This is a genomic window from Paraburkholderia sp. EB58 (assembly GCF_050436665.1).
Classification (GTDB): Bacteria; Pseudomonadota; Gammaproteobacteria; order Burkholderiales; family Burkholderiaceae; genus Paraburkholderia.
The window spans coordinates 123,532-144,017 of the sequence record NZ_JBNDMQ010000017.1 but is presented as its reverse complement, the minus strand read 5'-3'; the positions used below and the strand labels follow the sequence as shown (position 1 = coordinate 144,017).

The window sequence follows — 20,486 nt, the reverse complement described above, 5'->3', positions numbered from 1 at the left end:
ATGTACCGGATCAGGAGTCGAACCGGGTCGCTTAGTACGCTGACAACGAAAAAAGACCACGGTTGCATACGCAACCGTGGTCCTGATTGTTGATTAGTTTCTGCTCCAGCGCGGTGGGCTAGGCCTCACAAGCGGCCGATGGCGCTGCAGCGGCAGGGTGTCAGCCTGCCTCTCGGACGCCCATCAGAACGTTTCCCAGTCGTTGTCGCTGCCGCCCGTGGCTGGCACGGGGGCTTTGATCGACGCCGCGGCCTTACCCGGCGCCGGTGCGCTCGCTGCGCTTGCGGCAGAGGCCGCAGCCGGCGTCGTGGCCGGCGTTGGCGCCGACGCGCGGGCCCGAGGCGTCGCAGCCGCCTTGCGCACCGCGGGCTTCGTGGCCGGACGGTTCACTATCTGGGTAACGGGCGCCTTGAACGCCCCCTCTTCGAGCTGGAACACCGCCACGGCGGTGCGCAGCTTGCCGGCCTGATCTTCGAGCGATTGAGCCGCCGCAGCAGCCTCTTCGACCAGTGCCGCGTTCTGCTGGGTCACTTCATCCATCTGGTTGACGGCGCGCGCCACCTGCTCGATGCCGCTGCTCTGCTCCTCGGAGGCGGCGGCGATTTCACCCATGATGTCCGTGACGCGCTGCACCGCGCCAATAATCTCCGTCATCGTGCGGCCGGCCTCGTCGACCAGCGCCGAGCCGGATTGGACCCGCTCCACCGAGGTGTCGATCAGTTCCTTGATTTCCTTCGCAGCCGCCGACGAGCGTTGCGCCAGACTGCGCACTTCACCGGCCACCACCGCGAAGCCGCGGCCTTCCTCACCGGCGCGGGCCGCTTCGACTGCCGCGTTGAGCGCCAGAATGTTGGTCTGGAAGGCAATGCCTTCAATAATCGAAATAATGTCGGCAATCTTCGCGGAGCTCTGGTTGATGTCACCCATGGTCCCGACCACCTGCCCGACCACCGCGCTGCCCTTGTTGGCAATGTCCGATGCATTGGCCGCCAGCGAGCTCGCCTGGCGGGCGTTGTCGGCGTTCTGCTTCACGGTGCCGGTCAATTCTTCCATGCTCGATGCAGTCTCCTGCAGGGCCGAGGCCTGCTCTTCCGTGCGCGAGGACAGGTCGGAATTGCCCGCGGCGATCTGGCGTGTCGCGGTGGCAATCGATTCGCTGCCGCTACGCACCGAGCGCACCGTCTCGGTGAGGCTGCGCTGCATCTTCGCGATGCCTTCGAGCAACTGGCCCATTTCGTCGCGCGAGGCCACCACTACTGGACGGCGCAGGTCGCCGGCAGCGATCGCGTCGAAATGACCGAGTGCCTCGCCAAGCGGCCGGCCGATAGCGCGGCTGAGCGTCAGATACGAAAACAGCGCCGCCAGCAGCCCGACGACCACCGCGACCATGCTCACGAGGCGGAACGTGGCGAAGTTATTCTGCACGGTATCGAAACCTGCCTGCCCCTGCGTGAACTGGAGCTTGCGCAAGGCATCGTCGGCGGACGACAGTTCGTTGTATTTGACTTGCAGGTCCTTCGCGGCAGCCGCGACCTTCGACTGGTCGGACCCGCTCACGATCGCGGCAAACCCGTCCATCGCCTGATGCAGCGTCTCGCGCCTGGCCGAGACATCCTGGGCGAGCCGGTCCTCCTCCGCGTCACGCGGCAGGTCGTAATATTTTTTCCACCACGCATCGGAGGTCGTGCGCATGGTTCGCGCGCGCTCCACCGTGGCCGCCACTTCCGGGGTCCCGAACAGGAAAGCCGCACGATCGAGCGCAAGGCGTTCGCGCGCCGCGTAAAGCTCGGCGTTGCCGATATCGACGGCGCTCGGCATCTCGTTGGTGAACGTCTCGTGATAGGCGTCGTTCGAGTGGCTCATGCCCGTCAGGCCGAGCACGCCGATGATCAGCAGCAATGCGGCGAGAAAAGCCATGATCAGGCCGATCCGCGCCTTGATGGTGATGCCCTTGTTCAACATGCTTGTTCCTGTGACGTATCGAATGGGGAGAGTGCGTACGTGGCGCGACGTGCGAGTCGCCTCGATCTGCCTGGCGCTTTTAGAATTCGCGCTCTAACAGGCGTTTACGGCATGCCAATCCCATACTTAAAGTTTTTATATGGTGTGAGGAATCTAGCGGACCGAATTGGTATGAATTACAAAACCGTCAGGATTGAACCAGGGGCTGTGGGGACGGCTGGCGGGGAATGCGGGCGGAGAGCAGCGTGCCCTGAGAATTATGTTTTCAGGCGGCCAGGCATGGCTGCCCGGCCGCGCAAGGATGACTTGCGACGGCCTTTTCCATCAAACCGTTATTGTGGAAGGTGGGAGCGAACGGTGGGGCAACCGGACCCTATGCCTATGCCGTGACGCCCTGTCGGTCCGCCCCTGCCCCGGCGCCCGCCCATGTCGCGGTCGATTCGCGCACGATCAGCCGCGGCGCGACCACCCGCCGGCGCGCCGGCGCGCCCGCCGTGCCCGCAGCCGTGCCGGTGATCCGCTCGATCAGGGTCTGGGCCGCCATCTCGCCAAGCGCGCGCACCGACTGGCCCACCGTCGACAGGGCCGGATAGGTGAAGCGCCCCAGTTCGATATCGTCAAAACCGATGATCGAGCAGTCGCGCGGCACGTTGATGCCGCGCTCCGCCGCGGCACGCAAAGCGCCGATGCCCATCATGTCGTTGCCGGCGAAGATCGCCGAGGGCATTACCGCGTCGAACAACTGGCTCGCCGCGCGATAGCCGCCGGTGCCCGAAAAATCGCTTTCGACGATCGCGCCCGGCGCAATCTCGATGCCGCGCTCCGCCATGGCGCGAATGAAGCCGTGCACCCGCATGGCGCTGACGGCCGTGGCAACCGGCCCGGTAATGCAACCGATCTTCACATGGCCGAGTTCGAGCAGATGGCGCGTGGCCAGGTACGCGCCCTTTTCATGGTCGATCTGCACCAGATCCGCCGAGAGTCCCTCGATGTTGCGATCGACCACCACCAGCGGCTCGCGCGCGTCGGCCAGCGCCTGCGCCAGCACGGCGTCGTCGCCGGCCGAGGCCACGATCAGTCCATCGATGCGCTTTTCCTGCAGCACCCGCAAATAGTTACGCTGCTTGGCTGGATCGTCGTCGGAATTGCAGAAGAACAAGCAGTAACCGTTGCGCGCACAACCGTCCTCGATACCGCGCGCCAGTTCCGCAAAATACGGGTTCGTGCTGTTGGGCACCACCAGCCCGATCGTCGCGGTCGCACGCGCCTTCAGCGACCGGGCGACCGCCGACGGCACATAGTGGAGTTGATGGATCGCACGTTCGACTTTTGCGCGCACATCGGCCGACACCGGCCGCGAGTTGTTCACGACGTGCGAAACCGTCGTGAACGACACACCTGCCACGGCCGCTACATCCTTGATGGTCGCCATATCCTGTTGCTCTCCTGCCTGTTTTCCCGCCGGCCGGTGCGACCTGCACCATACCGGGCGCTTGCATCAATGACAGATCCAACCTGCTCTATCCACGCACTGCCTGGCCCCACTTGCCTGCTACCACGCCGACGCTCGCCGCCTAGGCGCGCTTGCGTCGGCTTCGATACGTATCCAGCACCACCGCCACTACGATCACCGCGCCGGTGATGATACGTTTGGTGGGTTCGTTCGCGCCGATCTGCGCAAGTCCCGCCGCCAGCACCGAGATGATCAACACACCGAAAAACGTGCTGATCACCGAACCCCGGCCGCCCATCAGGCTCGTACCGCCAATGACGACCGCCGCGATCACCTGCAGTTCAATGCCGTCGCCCGCGTTCGGGTCGGCCGCTTCGAGCCGCGAAATCTGGAACAGCGCCGCGAGGCCGGAGAGCGCCCCCATCAGCGCAAACACGATGACCTTATAAGGGCGCGGATTGACGCCGGCCAGCCGCACCGCTTCCTCATTCGTGCCGATGCCGACCAGGTAGCGGCCGAACACCGTGCGCGTAAGCACCAGATGCGCAATTACCATGACCGCCACCGCGATCAGGAAGGCCGGCGAAATGCCGAAGGCGATCGGGTTGGACAGCACGTCAAATGCGTCGCCGATATAGGCGGTACGCGAGTTCGTCATCTGGTAGGCCAGGCCGCGCGCCGCTTCCAGCACGCCGAGCGAGACGATGAACGACGGAATCCGCCAGCCCACCGTGATCCCGCCCGTCACCGTGCCGGTCAGCGCGGCCGCGGCCATACCGAGCACCGCCGCCGGCAGCGGCGCCCAATGCCACTTCAGGGCTGCCACACTGACCACCGACGCGCCCAACGCCAGCACCGAGCCGACCGACAGGTCGATCCCGGCGATGATCAGCACGAAAGTCATGCCCACCGCCATCACGACCAGGTCGGGAATCTGGTTGGCGATCGTGCTGAACGTGTCGTAGGTCAGAAAGTGCGAGCTGAGCACCGAAAACAGCACGATCATCGCCAGCAGCGCGCCCGCCAGACCCAGATAGTTCGAAAAGCCGAGACGCGTGCCCGCCGGCTTGCCGCTCGCGAGCGGCGCGGACGGGTCGGCCGGGGGCGTCACGCTCGCCGCGCCGGGGGCACCTTGAGCGGCGCCCTGATTGCCGCCCGGAGGTACCGGTTGCTTCGTCATGACAGACTCCCTGGTTCGTTGGTGTCGACGGCGTGCAGCAGCGTTTCGCGCGCGCGATAGCCCGCAAATGCCGCGGCCAGCAACGCGTCCTGGGTCCAGCTGGCGCGCTCGAACATCCCCGTCATGCGTCCCGCCGACATCACGCCGATCCGGTCGCAGATCAGCATCAGTTCGCGCAGGTCGCTCGACACCACGACGAGCGCACGGCCCTCGCGAGCCAGCGCGCCCATCAGACCATAGATATCGAACTTCGCGCCGACGTCGATGCCGCGCGTCGGTTCGTCGAATAACAGCACGCGGCAATCGCGCGCCAGCCAGCGGCCGATCACGACCTTCTGCTGATTACCGCCCGATAGCTCGCCGACTATCTGCCCCGGCCCAGAGCTGCGAATCCGCATCGCTGCGATCTGCTTTTGCGCCAGCGCGTTCTCGCGCTTCGCATCGACCACACCGTGGCGCGCCACACTGCCGATATTGCCGAGCGAGACATTCGCCGCGATCGGTTGCGGCAGCAACAATCCTTCCCCCTTGCGATCCTCGGTGATGAGCGCAATGCCGTGATTCACGGCGTCCGTCGGCGACCCAATCTGCACTGGCGTCGGTGCCGCGCCGGGCGTAGCTGCCAGCGACACCGTGCCGCTGTCCTTCTGGTCGGCGCCGAAAATGAGCCGCATCAGCTCGGTACGGCCCGCGCCGATCAGACCGCTCACGCCGAAGATCTCGCCCGCGCGCACCTCGAAGGAAACGTCATTCACGACCTTGCCACGCGTGAGGCCCTCGACCTTCAGGAGCGGCGCACCGATGTTGCGCACGCCCAGATCGATCCGCTCGCCGATCTCGCGCCCCACCATCAGCGTGACGATCTGCTCGCTCGTGAGCGCGTTCATGGCCTCGACCTTCACCAGCCGGCCATCGCGCAGCACCGCCACCCGCTCGGCCACCTTGGCCAACTCTTCCAGCCGGTGCGAGATATAGACCAGAGCAACGCCGCGCGACTTGAGCCGCTCAATCTGCTCGAACAGCAGGTCGACTTCGCGCGCGGTCAGCATCGCGGTCGGCTCGTCGAGGATCAGCACCCGACAGTCGCCAATCAGGTTGCGGGCGATTTCGACCATCTGCTGATGACCGATGCCCAACTCGCCGACCAACGTGTCCGGGTCGATCGCTTCGAGCCCAACCTGCGCCATCGCGGCGCGCGCATCTTCGCGCAGGCGGCGGCGGTCGATCCAGCCGAAGCGCAGCGGACCAGCCTGCGGCAAGCGGTTCAAAAACAGGTTTTCTGCCACCGACAAGGTCGGCAGCAGGTTCAGTTCCTGCATCACCATGCGCACCCCGAGCGCCTCGGCTTCGGTGCGGCTGGCCGGCGCATACGGCGCATCGGCAAGACGCATCGTGCCGCCGGTCGGCACGACAAGGCCGCCGATGATCTTCGACAAGGTGCTCTTGCCCGCGCCGTTTTCGCCCGTCAGCGCCAACGCCTCGCCGGCAAAGAGCGAGAGCGCAACGTCAGCGAGCACGGGTTCGGCATATGTCTTGCCGATCCCCGTCACGGACAACACGGCGGGCAGTGCGTGGTGATCAGTCAATTCCATCGCGATCCTGGTTCCGGGGCCGCCTTACGTGGGCTTCAGACGGACGCAGCCGGCTCAAGCCCGGGTCGGGCGACCACGTGTCATGCCGGCTCAAGGCGGGTAACACGCTGGACTTTCCAACGCGCCCCGTCCCGCCGCGTCCGCCAACATGACGCTTATCTCTGGAATAACGGCGGCGGCGCAGCTTTCTTGAGCGTTTATTGAATTGGCACGGGCAGGTTCTCCGAACTGGCCATCTGCACTGGCCGTCCAATCCGGCCGGCCGGATCGCGCCAAACTGCAGCGCGATCGCGGTGCCCGCTTGCGTTAAGCTGAACTCAGCTTATTTCGTCACCAGATCGACCGGCGTTTCCACCACGCCAGACAATTCGGATTGCTTCTTGTGCTCGCTCAAGGCCTTGAGCGCCGTATCGATGCCGAACACGGCCTGCTTGGCCGCGTACTGATCGGCGGTCGCGAGCACGCGGCCGTCCTTCAACATCGGCTTGATGGCGTCGATGTCGTCATAGCCGACCACATAGACCTTACCCTGCTTACCGGCCGCGCGCACGGCCGAGACCGCACCGATGGCCATGTTGTCGTTGCCGCACAGCAGCGCCTTCAGGTTCGGGTACTCGTTGAGCATGGCCGAAGCGACGGCGTTGCCTTTGTCGATTTCCCACTCGCCCGACTGCACCGAGTCGATCTTCGCGCCGACCTGCTGCATCGCCGCCTTGAAGCCGGCGGTGCGCTGCTGCGCGTTGGTGGTCGTCGACACGCCTTCGACGATGGCGACCTCGTCACCGGCCTTCAGCTTCTTCGCCAGGTAGTCGCCCACCTTCTGCGCGCCCTTGGCGTTGTCGGGACCGACAAACGGCACGTTCAAGTCTTTCGACTTAAGCACGTCCGGGTCCAGCCGGTTGTCGATATTCACGACGATGATGCCTGCATCGATCGCTTTCTTGACCACTGGCACCAGCGCTTTCGAATCGGCCGGCGCCAACACGATCGCATCGACCTTCGAAACGATCATCTGCTCGACGATCTGGATCTGGGCGGCCGTGTCCGTCTCGTTCTTGATGCCGTTGGTGATCAGGTCGAATTCATTCGGGTTGTGTTTCTGATAGTCCTTCGCGCCGTTTTCCATGGTGAGGAAGAACTCATTGGCGAGCGACTTCATGACGAGCGCCACTTTCGGCTTTTTGGCAGCCTCTGCATGAGCGGATGAAAAAGGCAGCGCAACGGAAGCAGTCAGAACGACAGCGGCCGCCAGGACGCGGCGGCGAATGCGGTGGTCCATGCATATCTCCAGATTTATAGGCTCACGATGAGCCGCGTTATTAATTTAGCGCAAACGTTTGCGAAGCCCATTCTCAATGCAGCCAGTTGTCAGTGTCAACGGATTGTATTGTTGCACCGCACAGGCGCCTCGCCCGCTGCGTGCAGTTGATACGTCCGCGTTGGCTCGAACTCAGGCGTCCGTTTGAACAGGTCTTCTGAGGTTGTTTTGGCATGGATCTCCCGTTTGGTCCGCACATGCTGGTTTGCCACCGCCTGCAAGGTTTGCCGGCGGCGGGCCGCTAATGCTGGACTGATATTGCGTACGATGCAAGTGGGAGCATCGTGCGGGGAGCGATGGTTATGCGTACGGCATGGCGGCGAGTGGGTTTCGTGGGCACGGCCCTGGGCGTATTGGGCCCCGCCGTGCTGCACTGGCCGGTAGTTAAAGCCAGCCGGCCTTGCGAAAGCGCCACCACAGGAACACGTCAACCGTGAACATCACGGCGATGCAGATCGGATAGCCGTACTTGTAGTGCAGCTCGGGGATGGTCTGAAAGTTCATGCCGTAGATGCCGGCAATCATCGTCGGCACCGCGAACAGGGCGGCGAAGGAGCCGAGGCGCTTGGTCACCTCGCTCTCGGCCAGCGAAATCATGCCGAGATCGACCTGGATCGCCGTCACGATCATTTCCCGGCGGCCGTCTATGGTGCGCACGATGCGTTCGAGATGGTCGTAGATGTCACGGAAGTAGGCTTCCATTCCTGAGCACACCTGCGGAACCCGGCCGCCGCTCAGCTTGCTGATCGCTTCCTGCAACGGCGCCACGTGATGCTGGAAGCTCACGAGCCGGCGCTTGAGCGAATACAGGTCCTCGATGATCGCGCGCGACACGCTCAAGCTGTTCTTGTCGAAGATGCGGTCTTCGACCTCCTCGATTTCCGCGCCAAGCGCCTCGAGAATCGGAAAGTAGCGGTCGACGATAAAGTCAGCGAGCGCATACAGTACGAAGGCTGAACCTTCCTTGAGCAGCTTCGGTTCGCGCTCGCAGCGCGCACGCACGTCGCTAAAACCAAAGCGTGTCCGGTGCCGCACGGAAAGCACATAGTTCGAGCCGACAAACACGTCGACCTCGCCGATCAGCAGCTCGTTGTCGTCATCCATCTCGACCGTATGCATGATTGCGAACAGCGACTCGCCGTACTCTTCGATCTTCGGTCGTTGGTGGCCCACCAGCGCGTCTTCGACAGCGAGTTCGTGCAGGCCGAACTCTTCCTTCATCACGCCGAGCTCGTCAGGACTCGGGTCCTTCAGTGCGACCCAGACGAAGCACTCGGGCCGCGCAACGTACTCGCTGATGTCTTCGATCGGGATATCGGCGAGCTTGCGGCCATCCTGGTAGGCCGCGCAATTGATCAGCATGGTGTGGGTTACCTTGAAAGCGGCGCCGGGTTTGCAAGCCGTCGCGGTGCTTGACCGGGACAGCACGCAGGCGCGTTTGAACACATGACAGCCGCCATGTTAGCGGCTTTATGTGTCAGGGATGTCCGCGAATTGTCACTTCGAGCCAGCGCGGCGTGGGCAACCCAGCCGGGCGGAACACGTACGGCGCGGTATTCGCGTGATTACGCTATTGCGCGACCCGGTGCAGTTCAATGCGATGATCCGCGTTGAAGGTAGCCGAGGCGCGGTTGGTGTAACGGTTGTCGGCGGTCACGACGAAACGGATTTCGACAATCGGATCGAATTGCGTCGAGACCGCAATGCGGTGCACGCCAGGACTCAGGTAGAAGACGACATGCTCGCCGTTCAACAGGTCGGTGACCTGCTCGCCGTCCACGTACACGAGCGCGTCGCGAAACCGAACGACCAGATCGCGCGAACGTTCGCGCCGCACGTCCACGGCGACGAGCCCCTCCCCGGGCTGGGTGTAGCCCGCCTTGACGATGCGTTCTGCCGGCACCGGTTTGAACGCCACCGGCTCCGCCGGTTCCGAGGCGCAGGCGGCAAGGCCGGCGAGCACGGCGGCCAGCACTGCGGCTCGCCAGATGACTGGCAGGTGCTTTGGCATGATGGCGCGTCTCCCCTTTTTATTGATGTGGCGTGCGGCGGATGCCAGCGTTTTGCCATGATAGCAACGCACCACCAATCCGCCAGCCTGGCCGAACGGCTAGCCTCACGCCCTCTTGCGCGCGGCCCGCAACTTGTTCATGATCGTGTCACAGGGACAGCATGCTCCTCACGTGCCACCACGTTTGCTTCGCTACACCCGCCAACGCGACGCGCCACGCATCGAGTATTCCGGATTTCCATCAAGGAGATTGCCATGTGGTATTTCAGCTGGATTCTGGGTATCGGCGTGGCGCTCGGCTTTGGGATCATCAATGTGATGTGGCTCGAGGCCAACGGCACGTTCACCCGTGACGCGGCGCCGAACGATGCGGCTGTCAGCCCGGTTGGCCCGAACGGAGACAAGCGTTTGTGACGTACCTGGTTTTTATCTGCGGACATGCAGGCACGGGCAAGACCACACTCGCCAGACGGCTGATCGGCCCGTTGATGACGGCAGCCGGCAGCGCCTTCTGTCTGCTGGACAAAGACACGCTATACGGCGGCTACAGTGCCGCCGCGATGGGACTGCTGACCAACGACCCCAACGACCGCGACAGCCCACTCTTCCTTCAGCATCTGCGCGACCCGGAGTACCGCGGCCTGATCGACACCGCGCGGGACAACCTCGCACTCGGCATCGGCGCACTGGTTGTGGCGCCGCTCTCGCGCGAAGTGCGCGAGCGCAAACTGTTCGATCGGGCGTGGCTGGAAGTCAGCGATGACATCGAGATTCGCGTGGTCTGGGTGACCACCTCGGAAGAGACGGCGCGTCAACGGATCCTTGAGCGAGGGGATCCAAACGACGCCTATAAGCTCGCCCATTGGGACGAATACCGGCAACGGCGCTTCGTGCCGAGTGCCGAAAGCAGCGTGGACGTGCTGATGTTCGACAACACGGCGCCCGATGCGCAGGACTACGACGCGCTGCTTGCGCGGATTGTGACCGCGTAGCAGCGCGTGAGCGCGCGACTTAAACCGTCGCCATCGTGTCAAGCGAGCGCCCCTCGTACAGTTGACCGAAGCGGTTCGCCAGGAAATCACGCAGCGAGACCTGCTCCTGACGCACAAACCCGCGTTGCGGCAGCTTTTTCTCGCGGAACAGATCGAGCACGGCGCACATGGCCCCAGCCGTGGTGATCTGGATCGCGCTCATCGGCACACCGCAGACCGTCTTCGCGAAAATCTTGCGCGTGAACACATCTTCCACCAACTGACCGTCGCGCATCCCCGTCACGGTGATGAAGACCAGCACGACGTCCTGTGCGGTCGACGGTACCGAACGGCGCATGATCGACTTCAGGTTATCGCGATCGCTCGCAAGGCGCAGGTCTTCCAGCAGGAACTTCATCAGTTCGCGATGGCCCGGATAGCGGACCGATTTATAGTCGAGCGTTTCGACGCGGCCCGACAGCGTTTCGCACAGCGTACCGAGACCGCCGGAGGTGTTGAAGGCTTCGTATTCGGTGCCGTCGAGCGAGAAGTGCTCGAGGCCTTCGAGCGGCTGCACCCATTGCGTGCGGCTGTCGCGGATCGCTTCGCACGGCTGGCAGTACTCGTTGATCAGGCCGTCGACGCTCCACGTCAGGTTGTACTTCAGCGCATTGGTCGGAAATTCCGGCAGCGCGCCGACGCGCATCTTGACGTCGCGGATTTCGGTGAAGCGGTTCGCCAGTTCATGCGCGGCGATGCCGATAAAGCCAGGCGCCAGGCCGCATTGCGGCATGAAGGCGTGGTCGGATTCATCAGCGATCGCGCGAATCGCGGTCGTCGCACGGACGTCTTCGGTCAGGTCGAAGTAATGAACCCCGGCGCCCTTGGCCGCCGTCGCAACGTTCACAGCCAGGTAGTACGGCAGTGCGTTGACCAGCGCGTCGAAGCCTTGCACGGCGGCGCGCAACGCGGCGGCGTCGGCGGAGTCCACGCGGCGGGTCGGGATGCCCTGCTCGGCGAGCTTGTCCAGGGCGTGCTGATCACGGTCGAACGCGACGACTTCGTAGTCCCCGGTTTCACGCAGCATATGAGCAATGGTGTGACCGATCAAACCTGCGCCAACGATGGCAACTTTCATATGCTTCTCCTTGTTCTGTGTATGCTGTCTCCAGCGTCGAAAGTGCGCTGCGCTTGGCGCTGCGCCCGGCGGGCTGAACCCTGCGATACAGTTTAGGGAGAAGCAAAATCAGTTTATAGGCACAAAGTGCTGCGCTATGACCAGCTATTTCGACGATATGACGACGCAATACATCAATCTGACGAAAATGCATAAAAGCGGTGTAAACAGAGTGGTGAAAGCGAGGGCCGATAACAGTTCCGAGGGCAGGCGCTTATAGCGGCTCCAGCCCTCCTCGCTCACCCCCCAATCATCCCCCGATCGATCTTGCGCGCCAGAATGATCGACGTCGTCGTGCGCTCGACGCCCTCCAGCGTGCCGATCTGATCGAGCAGGTCATTGAGCCGGTCCGGCGAATCCGCGCGTAGCCACGCGACGTAATCGAACTCGCCGCTCACCGCGCACAGCAACTGCACCTCGGGCATCTTGCCGAGCCGCTTCTGCACGTCCAGCCCGTGCCTGGGTGCGATGATGATGCCGACGTAAGCGTAGATGCTCGCATCGAGCACATCCTGGCCGAGCCTCACGCTGTAGCCCGCAATGACGTTGGTGCGTTCGAGCCGCGCAATGCGCGCGATCACCGTCGTGCGCGCCACGCCGAGCTGGCGCGCGAGGTCGGCCACGCTTTCGCGCGCGTTGGCTTGCAGCAGCGCAACGAGGTTACGGTCGAGGTCGTCGAGTTGATCGAGGCGCGGTGGTCTCATCGATGGCAATCTTGTTTGGGAAAGTTGAAGAGCATGGTGCGGATTATCACATCACGCGCCGAAGCGTTCGATCACGAAGTCAATGAAGCTCGTCAGCTTAGGCGTGGCGCGGCGGTCGCGCGGGTAGATCAGATGCACGGGCGCGCCCGGCGGCAGATACTCTTCGAGCACCGACACCAGCTGTCCACTGGCAATTTCTCTCGCGAGCAACGCCTCCGGTTGCAACACCAAACCGAAGCCGCGCAACGCCGCCACTTTGAGCGCCTGCCCGTTGTTCGCCCGAAAGCGGCCGGCACGCAGCGGGCTCTCGCCCTCCGCTTCGCCGTTTAGCCGCCACGCGCCCTCGCGGCCCCAATGCAAAAATCCGAGGCACTCGTGCTGCGCCAGATCGGCCGGCGAGCGCGGCGTGCCGGCCCGCGTCAGATACTCGGGCGAGGCACACGCCCGCATCCGGTAAGGCTTCAACGGCCGCGCGACAAAGCTTGAATCCGGCAGCCGGCCGATCCGCACAGCGGCATCGAAGCTCTCTTCGACAAGGTCGATCACCCGATTGGACAGATCGAGTTCGAGACTCACGTCGGGCCATGCATTCAGGTAGTCGGTCATCGCCGGTGCGAACACCTCGACGCCGTAGGTCAGCGGCGCTGTCACTTTCAACACACCGCGTGGCGTCGCGGTCATCGCCTCGGCAAGTGACTCGGCCTCCTTCACGTCAGTCAGAATGCGCCGGCACTGCTCGTAGTACTGACGACCAATCTCCGTCAGACTTTGACGGCGCGTGGTGCGAGTCAGAAGGCGGGTGGCAAGCCGCGTCTCAAGCGAACGGATATGTTTACCAACCATTGCCGAAGAAATATCGAACCTTTCGGCTGCGGCCGTCAGGCTACCCGCCTCCACCACAGCCACGAAGATCTCCATGCTGACAAATTTATCCACCCGCGTTTCCTGTTCGTTTCGGTTGTAAGCGTTTGTCGCAACGTAGTCGCATTGTAGGGATATCGTGATACTAATAGCGAGCTTGGCAAAGCGGGCATTCCGACCGGCTCATTGGCAAGACGCCATCTGCATGACCCGCGCCTTGTCCGCGCGCTACTGCGCTGTATCCGAATACGAACGAACATCAGGAGTTTCGATGAAAAAAGCACTGGTAATCCTGGCTTCCACGCTCGCCATGAGCGGCGCCTTCGCACAGACCGCCGCACCGGCCTCGGCTCCCGCCGCCGCGTCCGCACCGGCGGGCAAGCATGAGCGCAACGTCGAAGACCGTATTGCCTACCTGCACTCGCAGCTCAAGATCACCTCGGCGCAGGAAACGCAGTGGAACGCTTTTGCGGACGTGATGCGCAACAACGGCGAGACCATGGGCGCGCTGTTCAAACAGCGCCAGGAAGCGGGCGCCCTGTCGGCGCTCGACGACATGAAGCAATACTCGACGATCGCACAAGCGCATGCTGACGGCATGAAGAAGCTGGTGGATGCGTTCGAACCGCTCTACAGCAGCCTCTCGCCGGAACAGAAGAAGCTGGCCGATCAGACCTTCCACCAAGGTCCGCACAACGGTGGCAAGAAGCACGGTAAAGCGCCGCAGTAAGGCCCTCGCTGTCCGAACGCTTCAGGTACGCCTCACACAACGCCTGCCCTCACCGGCAGGCGTTGTCTTTTATGCTTCTGGCATTATTCGGCTCTTACCTTACCGGCACCCTGCCTCATGATCGAACTCAAGAACCTCGACCTGCGCTCCGACGCGGCCGCTCAACGTGTCGTCAAGGACGAAACCGTCACAGTCGAATTTGCGCCCGGCGATGGTGAACTGATGAGCCTCGAAGGCCCGAACCGCTATGCGCCGCGCGATGCCCTGGTGACGGGCTCAACCGGAGACCGCTGGGTGGTGTCGCGCGATCGCTTCGACGCGAAATACGTCCCCGCCGAGCCTGCTCTCGCCCACGGCGAGCCGGGCCCATACCGCAACCGCCCGGCTGTCGTACTGGCGCGGCGGATGGACGAGCCGTTCTCGCTGGCGCGTTCCGCGGCCGGCGGCGACGTGCTGCACGGCACGGCCGGCGACTGGGTAATGCAATACGCGCCGGGCGACTTTGGCGTCGTGCAGGCGGCGCGCTTTGCCAAGGTTTATCGAACGGTAGATTGAAGACAGCGCGCCAGGGCGGCACGCTGCCGCCCCACGGTCATGCGAACTGCTCGTCGAGTTCGATCGTGACTTCGCGCGGCACCGCCTCGCCGTTCGCATACTGCTCTTCAAGCGAGCCGATGGTCGCTTCGACGTACGCGCGCAGCACCGCAAAGCTGCGTCCGCGCTGCCGCGCCGGCGTTGCCCGGTAACGCTCCAGCACCGCAGGTGTCATCGCCAGCGTCACCGTAATGCGGCGTGCCGCTGCGCCAAAGCGCATCGCCACCCAGTGCACCGCCAGCGTTGGCGTGCCGTCCTCGGCCGCGCGCTGGATAAACTGCGTCTGTTCGGGAAACAGGTCGCTGATGACCCGCGCCAGCTCTTCAAAGTCGGGGCTCGCGCAGTCGTATTGGTAGGCTTCCATTTTTACAGACCGAAGGTAGGAAAATCGCCAGAGGGTTGGGGTGCGTGCTCAGGTCCGCTTTCAGGCCATTTGCGCCTCGCGGCGGAAAATTTTGACCAGCACACCGGCCACGATCAGCGCCAGCAGCGCATACAGGCCATCCACCGCGGCGAGCGGCAAGAGCTTGGCCTGAAACAGCGCGGCGGGTACTTCGACGAGTGCATGTGCCGCGATCGCCAAGGGCAGAATACCGCGCCAGCCGGCTCGCACGCCACGCCACATCAGCACCGACAGGCCGATCTGCAGCACCAGCGACGCCGCCCGTTCCAACACGAAAATGCCCGCGGTCTGCGGCGACAGGCTGGCGAGAATCAGGTGGATCCGCATCATCGAATCGACGGGGACGTTGTCCAGATAGTTCTCGAGCTGGCCGCGGTTTTCCACCACCGCAAACACGATCCACTGTATCTCAACCAGCACGCCGACCATCCAGGCCTCGGCGCCGCCATGGCCGATGCCATAGCCGAGGGCCGTGCTATCGCCGGTCGAGGTGGCAGGTGCCTTTCTGGGCCTTGCCGCCCTCGCCAGCTTCGTAGCCGTTGCGGTCGTCGTAGCAGCCGCGTCCGCCGCCGCGATAGACGGTCCCGGGACGGAATGGGCCGCCGTCCCAGTGCTTGCCGTCGCACGCCGCCACATCAGCCGCATCGCAACGAAACGTCCCACCTCCTGGCAAACGCCGGCGATCAGCGCGCCGTAGATGACGAAGTTGAGCGGGTTCGACAGCCATGCGGCGGTGATCGCCTGATGCAGCACGAAGCCATTTACCGCGCGTTCGATCACCATGGCGCACAGTGCAAACACGGCGATGCCCGCGATCGTATCGCGGCCGTTCAACCCGAACGGGCGGCGCAGGCGCCGGAACAGCACAATCGGTAAAAGAGCGACGAACAGCGTCGCGAGTACGAGACAGGTAAGCGTGAGGGGTGCAACAACCATGGGTTTCCTTGCGATGACCGGCGCGCACCGCTGCGCGCCGCAGCCCGAATGATCGCAGATCAGCGCGAAGTTGAGGCGCGCACGATCAATTCGCCGGGCAGCAGGCAGTCGCGAACGGCCGCCTCGACCCCATCGATGCGCTCATGGAGAAACTCCACCGCACGGTAGCCGATCTGATAAGTCGGCTGGCGGATCGTCGTAATGCCGGCGAATTCGGCCCATTCAGGGTCGTCGACCGACAACAGTGCGATGCGCTCCTGCCAGCGTGCGCCACGGCGCGCGTTCAGATGCCGGGCGAGACACAGCGCGACCGGGGCGTTGGCCGCGAACAACGCGACACGTCGGGCGCCTGCGGCAGTGCTACCTTGAGCGTGGCCAGGTGCAGTGCCTGACTTCGTGTCGACGGCCCGGGTACCGTGTGTGAGGTCGACGGTAACGCCGGGTGCCACGTCGGAGGCGGCACCGGGTGCGAGGTGGAAGGTCACACCAGGTGAAGCATCAATGGCAGCGTCCACGGCGCGATCCAGTTCGGCGAGCGTCTGCTCGACCGCCGCCGCATCGCCCAGCTCCAGCACCACCGTGTGGCCTCGGGCGCGAGCCTGGCCGTCGATCACCTCGCGAAACGCCGCCTCGCGCAGCCGCCGCGAACTGACCCGCTCGAACGGTTGCACGACGAACCAGATGTCGTCGAAGCCGCGCTCGAGCAGATGATGGGTGGCCAGTTCGACCGCCGCCGTATTGTCGAGCCCCACCATGTCGGCAACGAGCCCGTCCACCATGCGGTCCACCAGCACTGCCGGAATGCCGCCCTCACCCACCGGTCGCAAGGTTTCTTCGCGCACGCCAAGCGCGTTGACGATCACGCCTTCCACCCGGTAGGTGGTCAGCAGTTGCAGATAGCGGCGCTCCATCTCCACTTCGTTGGCCGCATGGCAGATGAGGGGCATGTAGCCGAGCGCGTGGCAGGCCGCTTCGACACCCTGCAGCACTTCGACCGAATACGGATTCGTCAGGTCCGCAACCAGCATCCCGATCAGCCGGTTGCGGCCACGCTTCAGGCCACGCGCCATCTGATTAGGCTGGTAGTCGAGGCGCTCGATCGCCGCTTCGATACGCGCGCGCAGTTCCTGCGACAGCACGTTAAATTCGCCGTTCAGATAACGCGACACGCTGGTTTTGCCGGTGCCGGCTTCGCGCGCCACGTCGGTGATGGTGGCGCGGCGCGGGGCTGCGGGATGCGGGTTGTTCACGGCGTGCTCACTGTTATTTGCGCAGGACGTCGCGGTTCACGACGTTGCGCGTCAGCGTGCCGTCGAGCGCGGCAACCAGGTTTTCCGCTGCGTTCAACGCCATGGCATGGCGCGTCTCATGAGTCGCCGAACCGATGTGCGGCAGCGCGACCACATTGGGCATCGAGAGCAGCGGCGAGTCAACCGGCAACGGTTCGGTTTCGAACACGTCGAGGCCGGCGGCGTGGATCGTGCCGGACTGCAACGCTTCGATCAGCGCCGCTTCGTCGACCGTCGCGCCACGCGAGGCGTTGATCAGGATCGCACTCCTCTTCATCGCACGCAGTTCGGCCGCGCCGATCAGATGCTGCGTCTCGGGCGTGAGCGGCACCTGCAGGCACACGAAATCGGAGCTCGCCAGCAATTCGGCGAGTTCGACACGGCGCGCCCCGTAGGCCTGTTCCGCCTGCGGATTCGGACTACGGTTGGTATAGAGCACCTTCATGTTGAAACCGAGCGCCGCGCGCCGCGCCACCGCGCCGCCAATCCGCCCCAGGCCGACAATGCCAAGCGTCTTGCCCTGCACCTCGAGCCCGAATTGCGCCGGACCGACGCTCCCCTGCCACTTCCCAGCCTTCACCCAGTCCGCCAGTTCGACCACCCGGCGAGCCGTGGCGAGGATCAGCGAAAACACCGTGTCGGCCGTCGATTCGGTCAGCACGTCCGGCGTATGCGTGAGCACGATGCCGCGCTGCGTGAGATCGGGCACATCGAAGTTATCGAAGCCTACCGAGATGGTGGACAGCGCCTTGAGCTTCTTCGCGCCTTCAAGGATGGCCGGGGTGATCTTCACGCTTGCGCCGATCGCGCCGTCCGCGTCCTTGAGCGCCGCCGCGAACGCGTCGCGCTGCCCGGCATCGACCTGCACCACTTCGGCATGCTCGCGCAGATACGCGAGCACGTCGTCGGGCAGCGGCTTGTAGGCGACAATCTTGTTCATCAGCTTATTTTCCTTGCAATGGATTGGCGACGAGCTTCGCGGATGCCGGCTGTTGCGGCTTCACGGCGAGCGTCAGGATCACCGCGGCGACGAGCGCCACGCTCATGAAACCATACGATGCAGCCGGCGAGCCGGTCGCGCCGTTCAGATAGCCGACCACATACGAGCCGACGAATGAACCCAGCGCTCCCATACTGTTGATCAGGGCCATCGCGCCACCGGCGACATTTTTCGGCAGCAGCTCCGGCACGATCGCGAAGAACGGTCCGTAGGGCGCGTACATCGCCGCGCCTGCGACGACCAGCAGCGCATACGAAATCCAGAAATGCGTCGAGCCGATCGCATAGGAGGCCGCAAACGCCGCCGCGCCGATCAGCAGGAACGGCCAGACGAACACCTTGCGACGATTCAGTTTATCCGATGCCCACGAAGCCGCCAGCATGGCGATGGTCGCGGCGAGATAGGGCAGCGCCGAGAGCCAGCCGGTTTCCACCATGCCGAGCGTCGAACCGTTCTTCAGAATAGACGGCAGCCACAGCACGAAACCGTACACGCCGATACTCCAGCAGAAATACTGCGCGCACAGTTTGATCACCGCCGGTGAGCGGAACGCCTCGCCATAGTTGCGCACCGGTTTGATGGCGGCCTGTTCGGCGCGCAGCGTGTCGGCGAGGTCGTTCTTTTGCTGCTGCGTGAGCCATGACACCTCGGCAGGCTTGTCCTGCACGATGAACCACCAGCACACGGCCCAGATGATGGCCGGCGCACCTTCGGCGATGAACATGTGCCGCCAGCCGAACGAATGCACCAGATAGCCGGACACCACCGACATCCACAGCACCGTCACCGGATTGCCGAGAATCAGGAAGGTATTGGCGCGCGAGCGCTCGCGTTTGGTGAACCAGTTGCTGATAAAAATCAACATGGCCGGCATCACGGCCGCTTCGACCACGCCGAGCACGAAGCGGATCACCATCAACGACGGAATATTGCTGACGATGCCCGTCAGCGACGCGCAACCGCCCCACAGAATCAGGCTCCAGAACACCAGCTTCTTGACGCTGCGGCGTTCCGCGTAGATCGCGCCGGGGATCTGGAAGAAGAAATAGCCGAGGAAGAACAGCGCCCCGATCAGCGACGCCAGTCCCTTGCTGATGCCGAGATCCTGATTGATCCCGGCCGCTGAGGCAAAGCCGAAGTTCGCGCGGTCGAGATACGCGAGGCTGTACGTGATGAACACGATCGGCATGATCGTCCACCAGCGGCGAATCGCAAGCGTTGAGGTCATGTTTGTCTCCTGTCGGCCAGATGGTCGCGTTACGCCTGCGTCTCCGGCATCTTTTGATGAGTCCCTGCGACGCCCAACGCGCAGGCGTCGCCCTGTTCCAATGCATCGAGTTCGGCACGGTTCGGCAGACCTTCGGAGTCGCCGATCACCTGGATCGCCAGCGCCCCAATGCGATTGCCGCGTGCCACCGCTTCCGGCAACGGCCGCCCTTCGAGCAAGGCGCTCACGACGCCGACCGCGAAACCATCGCCCGCCCCCACCGTGTCGACCACCTTCGCGACCGGCTGCGCCGAGACCACGCCGGCATCGTCCGCCGTGCGGAAATACGCGCCCCGGGCGCCGAGCTTGATGATCACGCCACGCGCGCCCCGCTCGAGATAGAAGCGCGCAATATCTTCAGGCTTGGTATAACCCGTGAGAATCTCGCCTTCACCGATGCCGGGCAACACCCAGTCCGCGAGTTCAGCCAACGCATTCAAGCCTTCGACCATCGCCGCACGCGAAGGCCAAAGGGTCGGACGCACGTTCGGGTCGAACGAGATCGTCCTTCCTGCTGCACGCATTTCCCGCGCCAGCAGGAAGGCCAGTTCGCGCGACGACGCGGAAATCGCCGGGGCGACGCCAGTCAGATGCAGGTGGCGCGCCGGCAGCACATAGGACGCTGTGTAGTCGTCCGGCGACAGATGGCTCGCCGCTGAACCTTTGCGGAAGTATTCGATTGCCGGGTCGCTGCCGTCGTCGTTTTTCGACTTGAGCTGGAAACCGGTGGGATAGCGCTCGTCGGTGATCACGCGCTGCTGGTCGATCCCTTCGCGGATCAAGGTTTCGCGCACGTACTGGCCGAACGAGTCGTTGCCGACCCGGCTCATCCAGCCCACCTTGAAGCCGAGCCGCGCGAGACCGATCGCCACGTTCAGATCGGCGCCGGCGACGCGCTTCGTGAACTGCCCGACGCCGGCGAGCGGACCCGTTTCGGCCGCGACGAACATCGCCATCGCTTCGCCGTAGGTGATGACATCGAGTGGGGAATTCATGCGGTCTCCTGATCAAGCTGATTCATTGTGTGGCCGATTCATC

General features: G+C 63.8%; 20 protein-coding genes. 4 read left to right on the top strand and 16 right to left on the bottom strand.

The genetic code is table 11. From position 1 onward, the window contains the following. Positions 1–183: 183 nt before the first annotated feature. The 7 genes from P3T40_RS24350 to P3T40_RS24320 form a co-directional block, all read right to left on the bottom strand. A complete protein-coding gene (locus tag P3T40_RS24350; protein WP_429270264.1) occupies positions 184–1,962 on the bottom strand; it encodes a methyl-accepting chemotaxis protein in 1,779 nt (592 codons plus the stop codon). A 379-nt stretch (positions 1,963–2,341) separates the two neighbouring features. Continuing rightward, a complete protein-coding gene (locus tag P3T40_RS24345; RefSeq protein WP_429270263.1) occupies positions 2,342–3,394 on the bottom strand; it encodes a LacI family DNA-binding transcriptional regulator in 1,053 nt (350 codons plus the stop codon). A 142-nt stretch (positions 3,395–3,536) separates the two neighbouring features. Further along, positions 3,537–4,595 carry an ABC transporter permease gene (locus P3T40_RS24340; RefSeq protein WP_429270262.1) on the bottom strand — a complete coding sequence of 353 codons (1,059 nt, stop codon included), beginning with the start codon at positions 4,593–4,595 and terminating at the stop codon, positions 3,537–3,539. Continuing rightward, entirely contained in the window at positions 4,592–6,187 is a 1,596-nt protein-coding gene (locus tag P3T40_RS24335; RefSeq protein ID WP_429270261.1) for a sugar ABC transporter ATP-binding protein, read from the bottom strand. The genes P3T40_RS24340 and P3T40_RS24335 overlap by 4 nt, the downstream gene beginning before the upstream one ends. Positions 6,188–6,509: 322 nt before the next feature. Next, entirely contained in the window at positions 6,510–7,466 is a 957-nt protein-coding gene (locus P3T40_RS24330; protein ID WP_429270260.1) for a sugar ABC transporter substrate-binding protein, read from the bottom strand. Between the two features lie 423 nt (positions 7,467–7,889). Next, complete coding sequence (gene corA, locus P3T40_RS24325; protein WP_429270259.1) at positions 7,890–8,867, bottom strand: magnesium/cobalt transporter CorA; 978 nt, start codon at positions 8,865–8,867, stop codon at positions 7,890–7,892. 208 nt (positions 8,868–9,075) lie between these two features. Continuing rightward, the gene (locus P3T40_RS24320) at positions 9,076–9,516 is read right to left on the bottom strand and encodes a hypothetical protein (protein WP_429270258.1); all 441 of its coding nucleotides are present in this window, start codon (positions 9,514–9,516) and stop codon (positions 9,076–9,078) included. A gap of 255 nt (positions 9,517–9,771) precedes the next feature. Between P3T40_RS24320 and cydX the strand changes: the two genes are divergently transcribed. Both cydX and P3T40_RS24310 read left to right on the top strand, forming a co-directional pair. Then, the gene (cydX, locus tag P3T40_RS24315) at positions 9,772–9,930 is read left to right on the top strand and encodes a cytochrome bd-I oxidase subunit CydX (RefSeq protein WP_429270257.1); all 159 of its coding nucleotides are present in this window, start codon (positions 9,772–9,774) and stop codon (positions 9,928–9,930) included. Continuing rightward, positions 9,927–10,508 carry an AAA family ATPase gene (locus P3T40_RS24310; protein ID WP_429270256.1) on the top strand — a complete coding sequence of 194 codons (582 nt, stop codon included), beginning with the start codon at positions 9,927–9,929 and terminating at the stop codon, positions 10,506–10,508. The genes cydX and P3T40_RS24310 overlap by 4 nt, the downstream gene beginning before the upstream one ends. A gap of 19 nt (positions 10,509–10,527) precedes the next feature. On the opposite strand, the gene P3T40_RS24305 is transcribed toward P3T40_RS24310, so the two are convergent. The 3 genes from P3T40_RS24305 to P3T40_RS24295 all read right to left on the bottom strand — a co-directional run bounded on the left by P3T40_RS24305 (position 10,528) and on the right by P3T40_RS24295 (position 13,304). Beyond that, entirely contained in the window at positions 10,528–11,625 is a 1,098-nt protein-coding gene (locus tag P3T40_RS24305; RefSeq protein WP_429270255.1) for a saccharopine dehydrogenase C-terminal domain-containing protein, read from the bottom strand. A gap of 278 nt (positions 11,626–11,903) precedes the next feature. Then, the gene (locus P3T40_RS24300; protein ID WP_429270254.1) at positions 11,904–12,368 is read right to left on the bottom strand and encodes an Lrp/AsnC family transcriptional regulator; all 465 of its coding nucleotides are present in this window, start codon (positions 12,366–12,368) and stop codon (positions 11,904–11,906) included. 51 nt (positions 12,369–12,419) lie between these two features. Further along, positions 12,420–13,304: a LysR family transcriptional regulator gene (locus P3T40_RS24295; RefSeq protein ID WP_429270253.1), complete on the bottom strand. Its 885-nt coding sequence runs from the start codon at positions 13,302–13,304 to the stop codon at positions 12,420–12,422. Between the two features lie 196 nt (positions 13,305–13,500). On the opposite strand from P3T40_RS24295, the gene P3T40_RS24290 reads away from it, so the two are divergent. Then, positions 13,501–13,959 carry a Spy/CpxP family protein refolding chaperone gene (locus P3T40_RS24290; RefSeq protein WP_429270252.1) on the top strand — a complete coding sequence of 153 codons (459 nt, stop codon included), beginning with the start codon at positions 13,501–13,503 and terminating at the stop codon, positions 13,957–13,959. 117 nt (positions 13,960–14,076) lie between these two features. Continuing rightward, on the top strand, positions 14,077–14,514 hold the full coding sequence (locus P3T40_RS24285) for a PGDYG domain-containing protein (protein WP_429270251.1): 438 nt from the start codon (positions 14,077–14,079) through the stop codon (positions 14,512–14,514). Between the two features lie 37 nt (positions 14,515–14,551). Here the strand turns inward: P3T40_RS24285 and P3T40_RS24280 are convergent, their stop codons facing one another. Genes P3T40_RS24280 through P3T40_RS24255 form a run of 6 tightly spaced genes read right to left on the bottom strand, consistent with a single transcriptional unit; the run spans position 14,552 to position 20,443 of the window. Beyond that, positions 14,552–14,917 carry a DUF3022 domain-containing protein gene (locus P3T40_RS24280; protein ID WP_429270250.1) on the bottom strand — a complete coding sequence of 122 codons (366 nt, stop codon included), beginning with the start codon at positions 14,915–14,917 and terminating at the stop codon, positions 14,552–14,554. A gap of 60 nt (positions 14,918–14,977) precedes the next feature. Beyond that, a complete protein-coding gene (locus P3T40_RS24275) occupies positions 14,978–15,892 on the bottom strand; it encodes a YhfC family intramembrane metalloprotease (RefSeq protein ID WP_429270249.1) in 915 nt (304 codons plus the stop codon). A 59-nt stretch (positions 15,893–15,951) separates the two neighbouring features. Continuing rightward, positions 15,952–17,142 (bottom strand): LacI family DNA-binding transcriptional regulator, encoded by a 1,191-nt coding sequence (locus tag P3T40_RS24270; protein WP_429270248.1) that lies wholly within the window; start codon positions 17,140–17,142, stop codon positions 15,952–15,954. 13 nt (positions 17,143–17,155) lie between these two features. Further along, positions 17,156–18,121, bottom strand: coding sequence for a 2-hydroxyacid dehydrogenase (locus P3T40_RS24265; RefSeq protein WP_429270247.1), 966 nt, complete (start codon positions 18,119–18,121; stop codon positions 17,156–17,158). 4 nt (positions 18,122–18,125) lie between these two features. Then, positions 18,126–19,409, bottom strand: coding sequence for an MFS transporter (locus P3T40_RS24260; RefSeq protein WP_429270246.1), 1,284 nt, complete (start codon positions 19,407–19,409; stop codon positions 18,126–18,128). A 29-nt stretch (positions 19,410–19,438) separates the two neighbouring features. After that, positions 19,439–20,443 carry a sugar kinase gene (locus tag P3T40_RS24255; protein ID WP_429270245.1) on the bottom strand — a complete coding sequence of 335 codons (1,005 nt, stop codon included), beginning with the start codon at positions 20,441–20,443 and terminating at the stop codon, positions 19,439–19,441. Positions 20,444–20,486 lie beyond the last annotated feature (43 nt).

Coding starts and splice junctions, on each gene's coding strand:
- P3T40_RS24255 (WP_429270245.1), bottom strand. CDS start 20,443: ATGAATTCCCCACTCGATGTCATCACCTACGGCGAAGCGATGGCGATG.
- cydX (WP_429270257.1), top strand. CDS start 9,772: ATGTGGTATTTCAGCTGGATTCTGGGTATCGGCGTGGCGCTCGGCTTT.
- P3T40_RS24275 (WP_429270249.1), bottom strand. CDS start 15,892: ATGGTTGTTGCACCCCTCACGCTTACCTGTCTCGTACTCGCGACGCTG.
- P3T40_RS24300 (WP_429270254.1), bottom strand. CDS start 12,368: ATGAGACCACCGCGCCTCGATCAACTCGACGACCTCGACCGTAACCTC.
- P3T40_RS24305 (WP_429270255.1), bottom strand. CDS start 11,625: ATGAAAGTTGCCATCGTTGGCGCAGGTTTGATCGGTCACACCATTGCT.
- P3T40_RS24350 (WP_429270264.1), bottom strand. CDS start 1,962: ATGTTGAACAAGGGCATCACCATCAAGGCGCGGATCGGCCTGATCATG.
- P3T40_RS24340 (WP_429270262.1), bottom strand. CDS start 4,595: ATGACGAAGCAACCGGTACCTCCGGGCGGCAATCAGGGCGCCGCTCAA.
- P3T40_RS24320 (WP_429270258.1), bottom strand. CDS start 9,516: ATGCCAAAGCACCTGCCAGTCATCTGGCGAGCCGCAGTGCTGGCCGCC.
- P3T40_RS24330 (WP_429270260.1), bottom strand. CDS start 7,466: ATGGACCACCGCATTCGCCGCCGCGTCCTGGCGGCCGCTGTCGTTCTG.
- P3T40_RS24280 (WP_429270250.1), bottom strand. CDS start 14,917: ATGGAAGCCTACCAATACGACTGCGCGAGCCCCGACTTTGAAGAGCTG.
- P3T40_RS24265 (WP_429270247.1), bottom strand. CDS start 18,121: ATGAACAAGATTGTCGCCTACAAGCCGCTGCCCGACGACGTGCTCGCG.
- P3T40_RS24290 (WP_429270252.1), top strand. CDS start 13,501: ATGAAAAAAGCACTGGTAATCCTGGCTTCCACGCTCGCCATGAGCGGC.
- P3T40_RS24335 (WP_429270261.1), bottom strand. CDS start 6,187: ATGGAATTGACTGATCACCACGCACTGCCCGCCGTGTTGTCCGTGACG.
- P3T40_RS24345 (WP_429270263.1), bottom strand. CDS start 3,394: ATGGCGACCATCAAGGATGTAGCGGCCGTGGCAGGTGTGTCGTTCACG.
- corA (WP_429270259.1), bottom strand. CDS start 8,867: ATGCTGATCAATTGCGCGGCCTACCAGGATGGCCGCAAGCTCGCCGAT.
- P3T40_RS24285 (WP_429270251.1), top strand. CDS start 14,077: ATGATCGAACTCAAGAACCTCGACCTGCGCTCCGACGCGGCCGCTCAA.
- P3T40_RS24260 (WP_429270246.1), bottom strand. CDS start 19,409: ATGACCTCAACGCTTGCGATTCGCCGCTGGTGGACGATCATGCCGATC.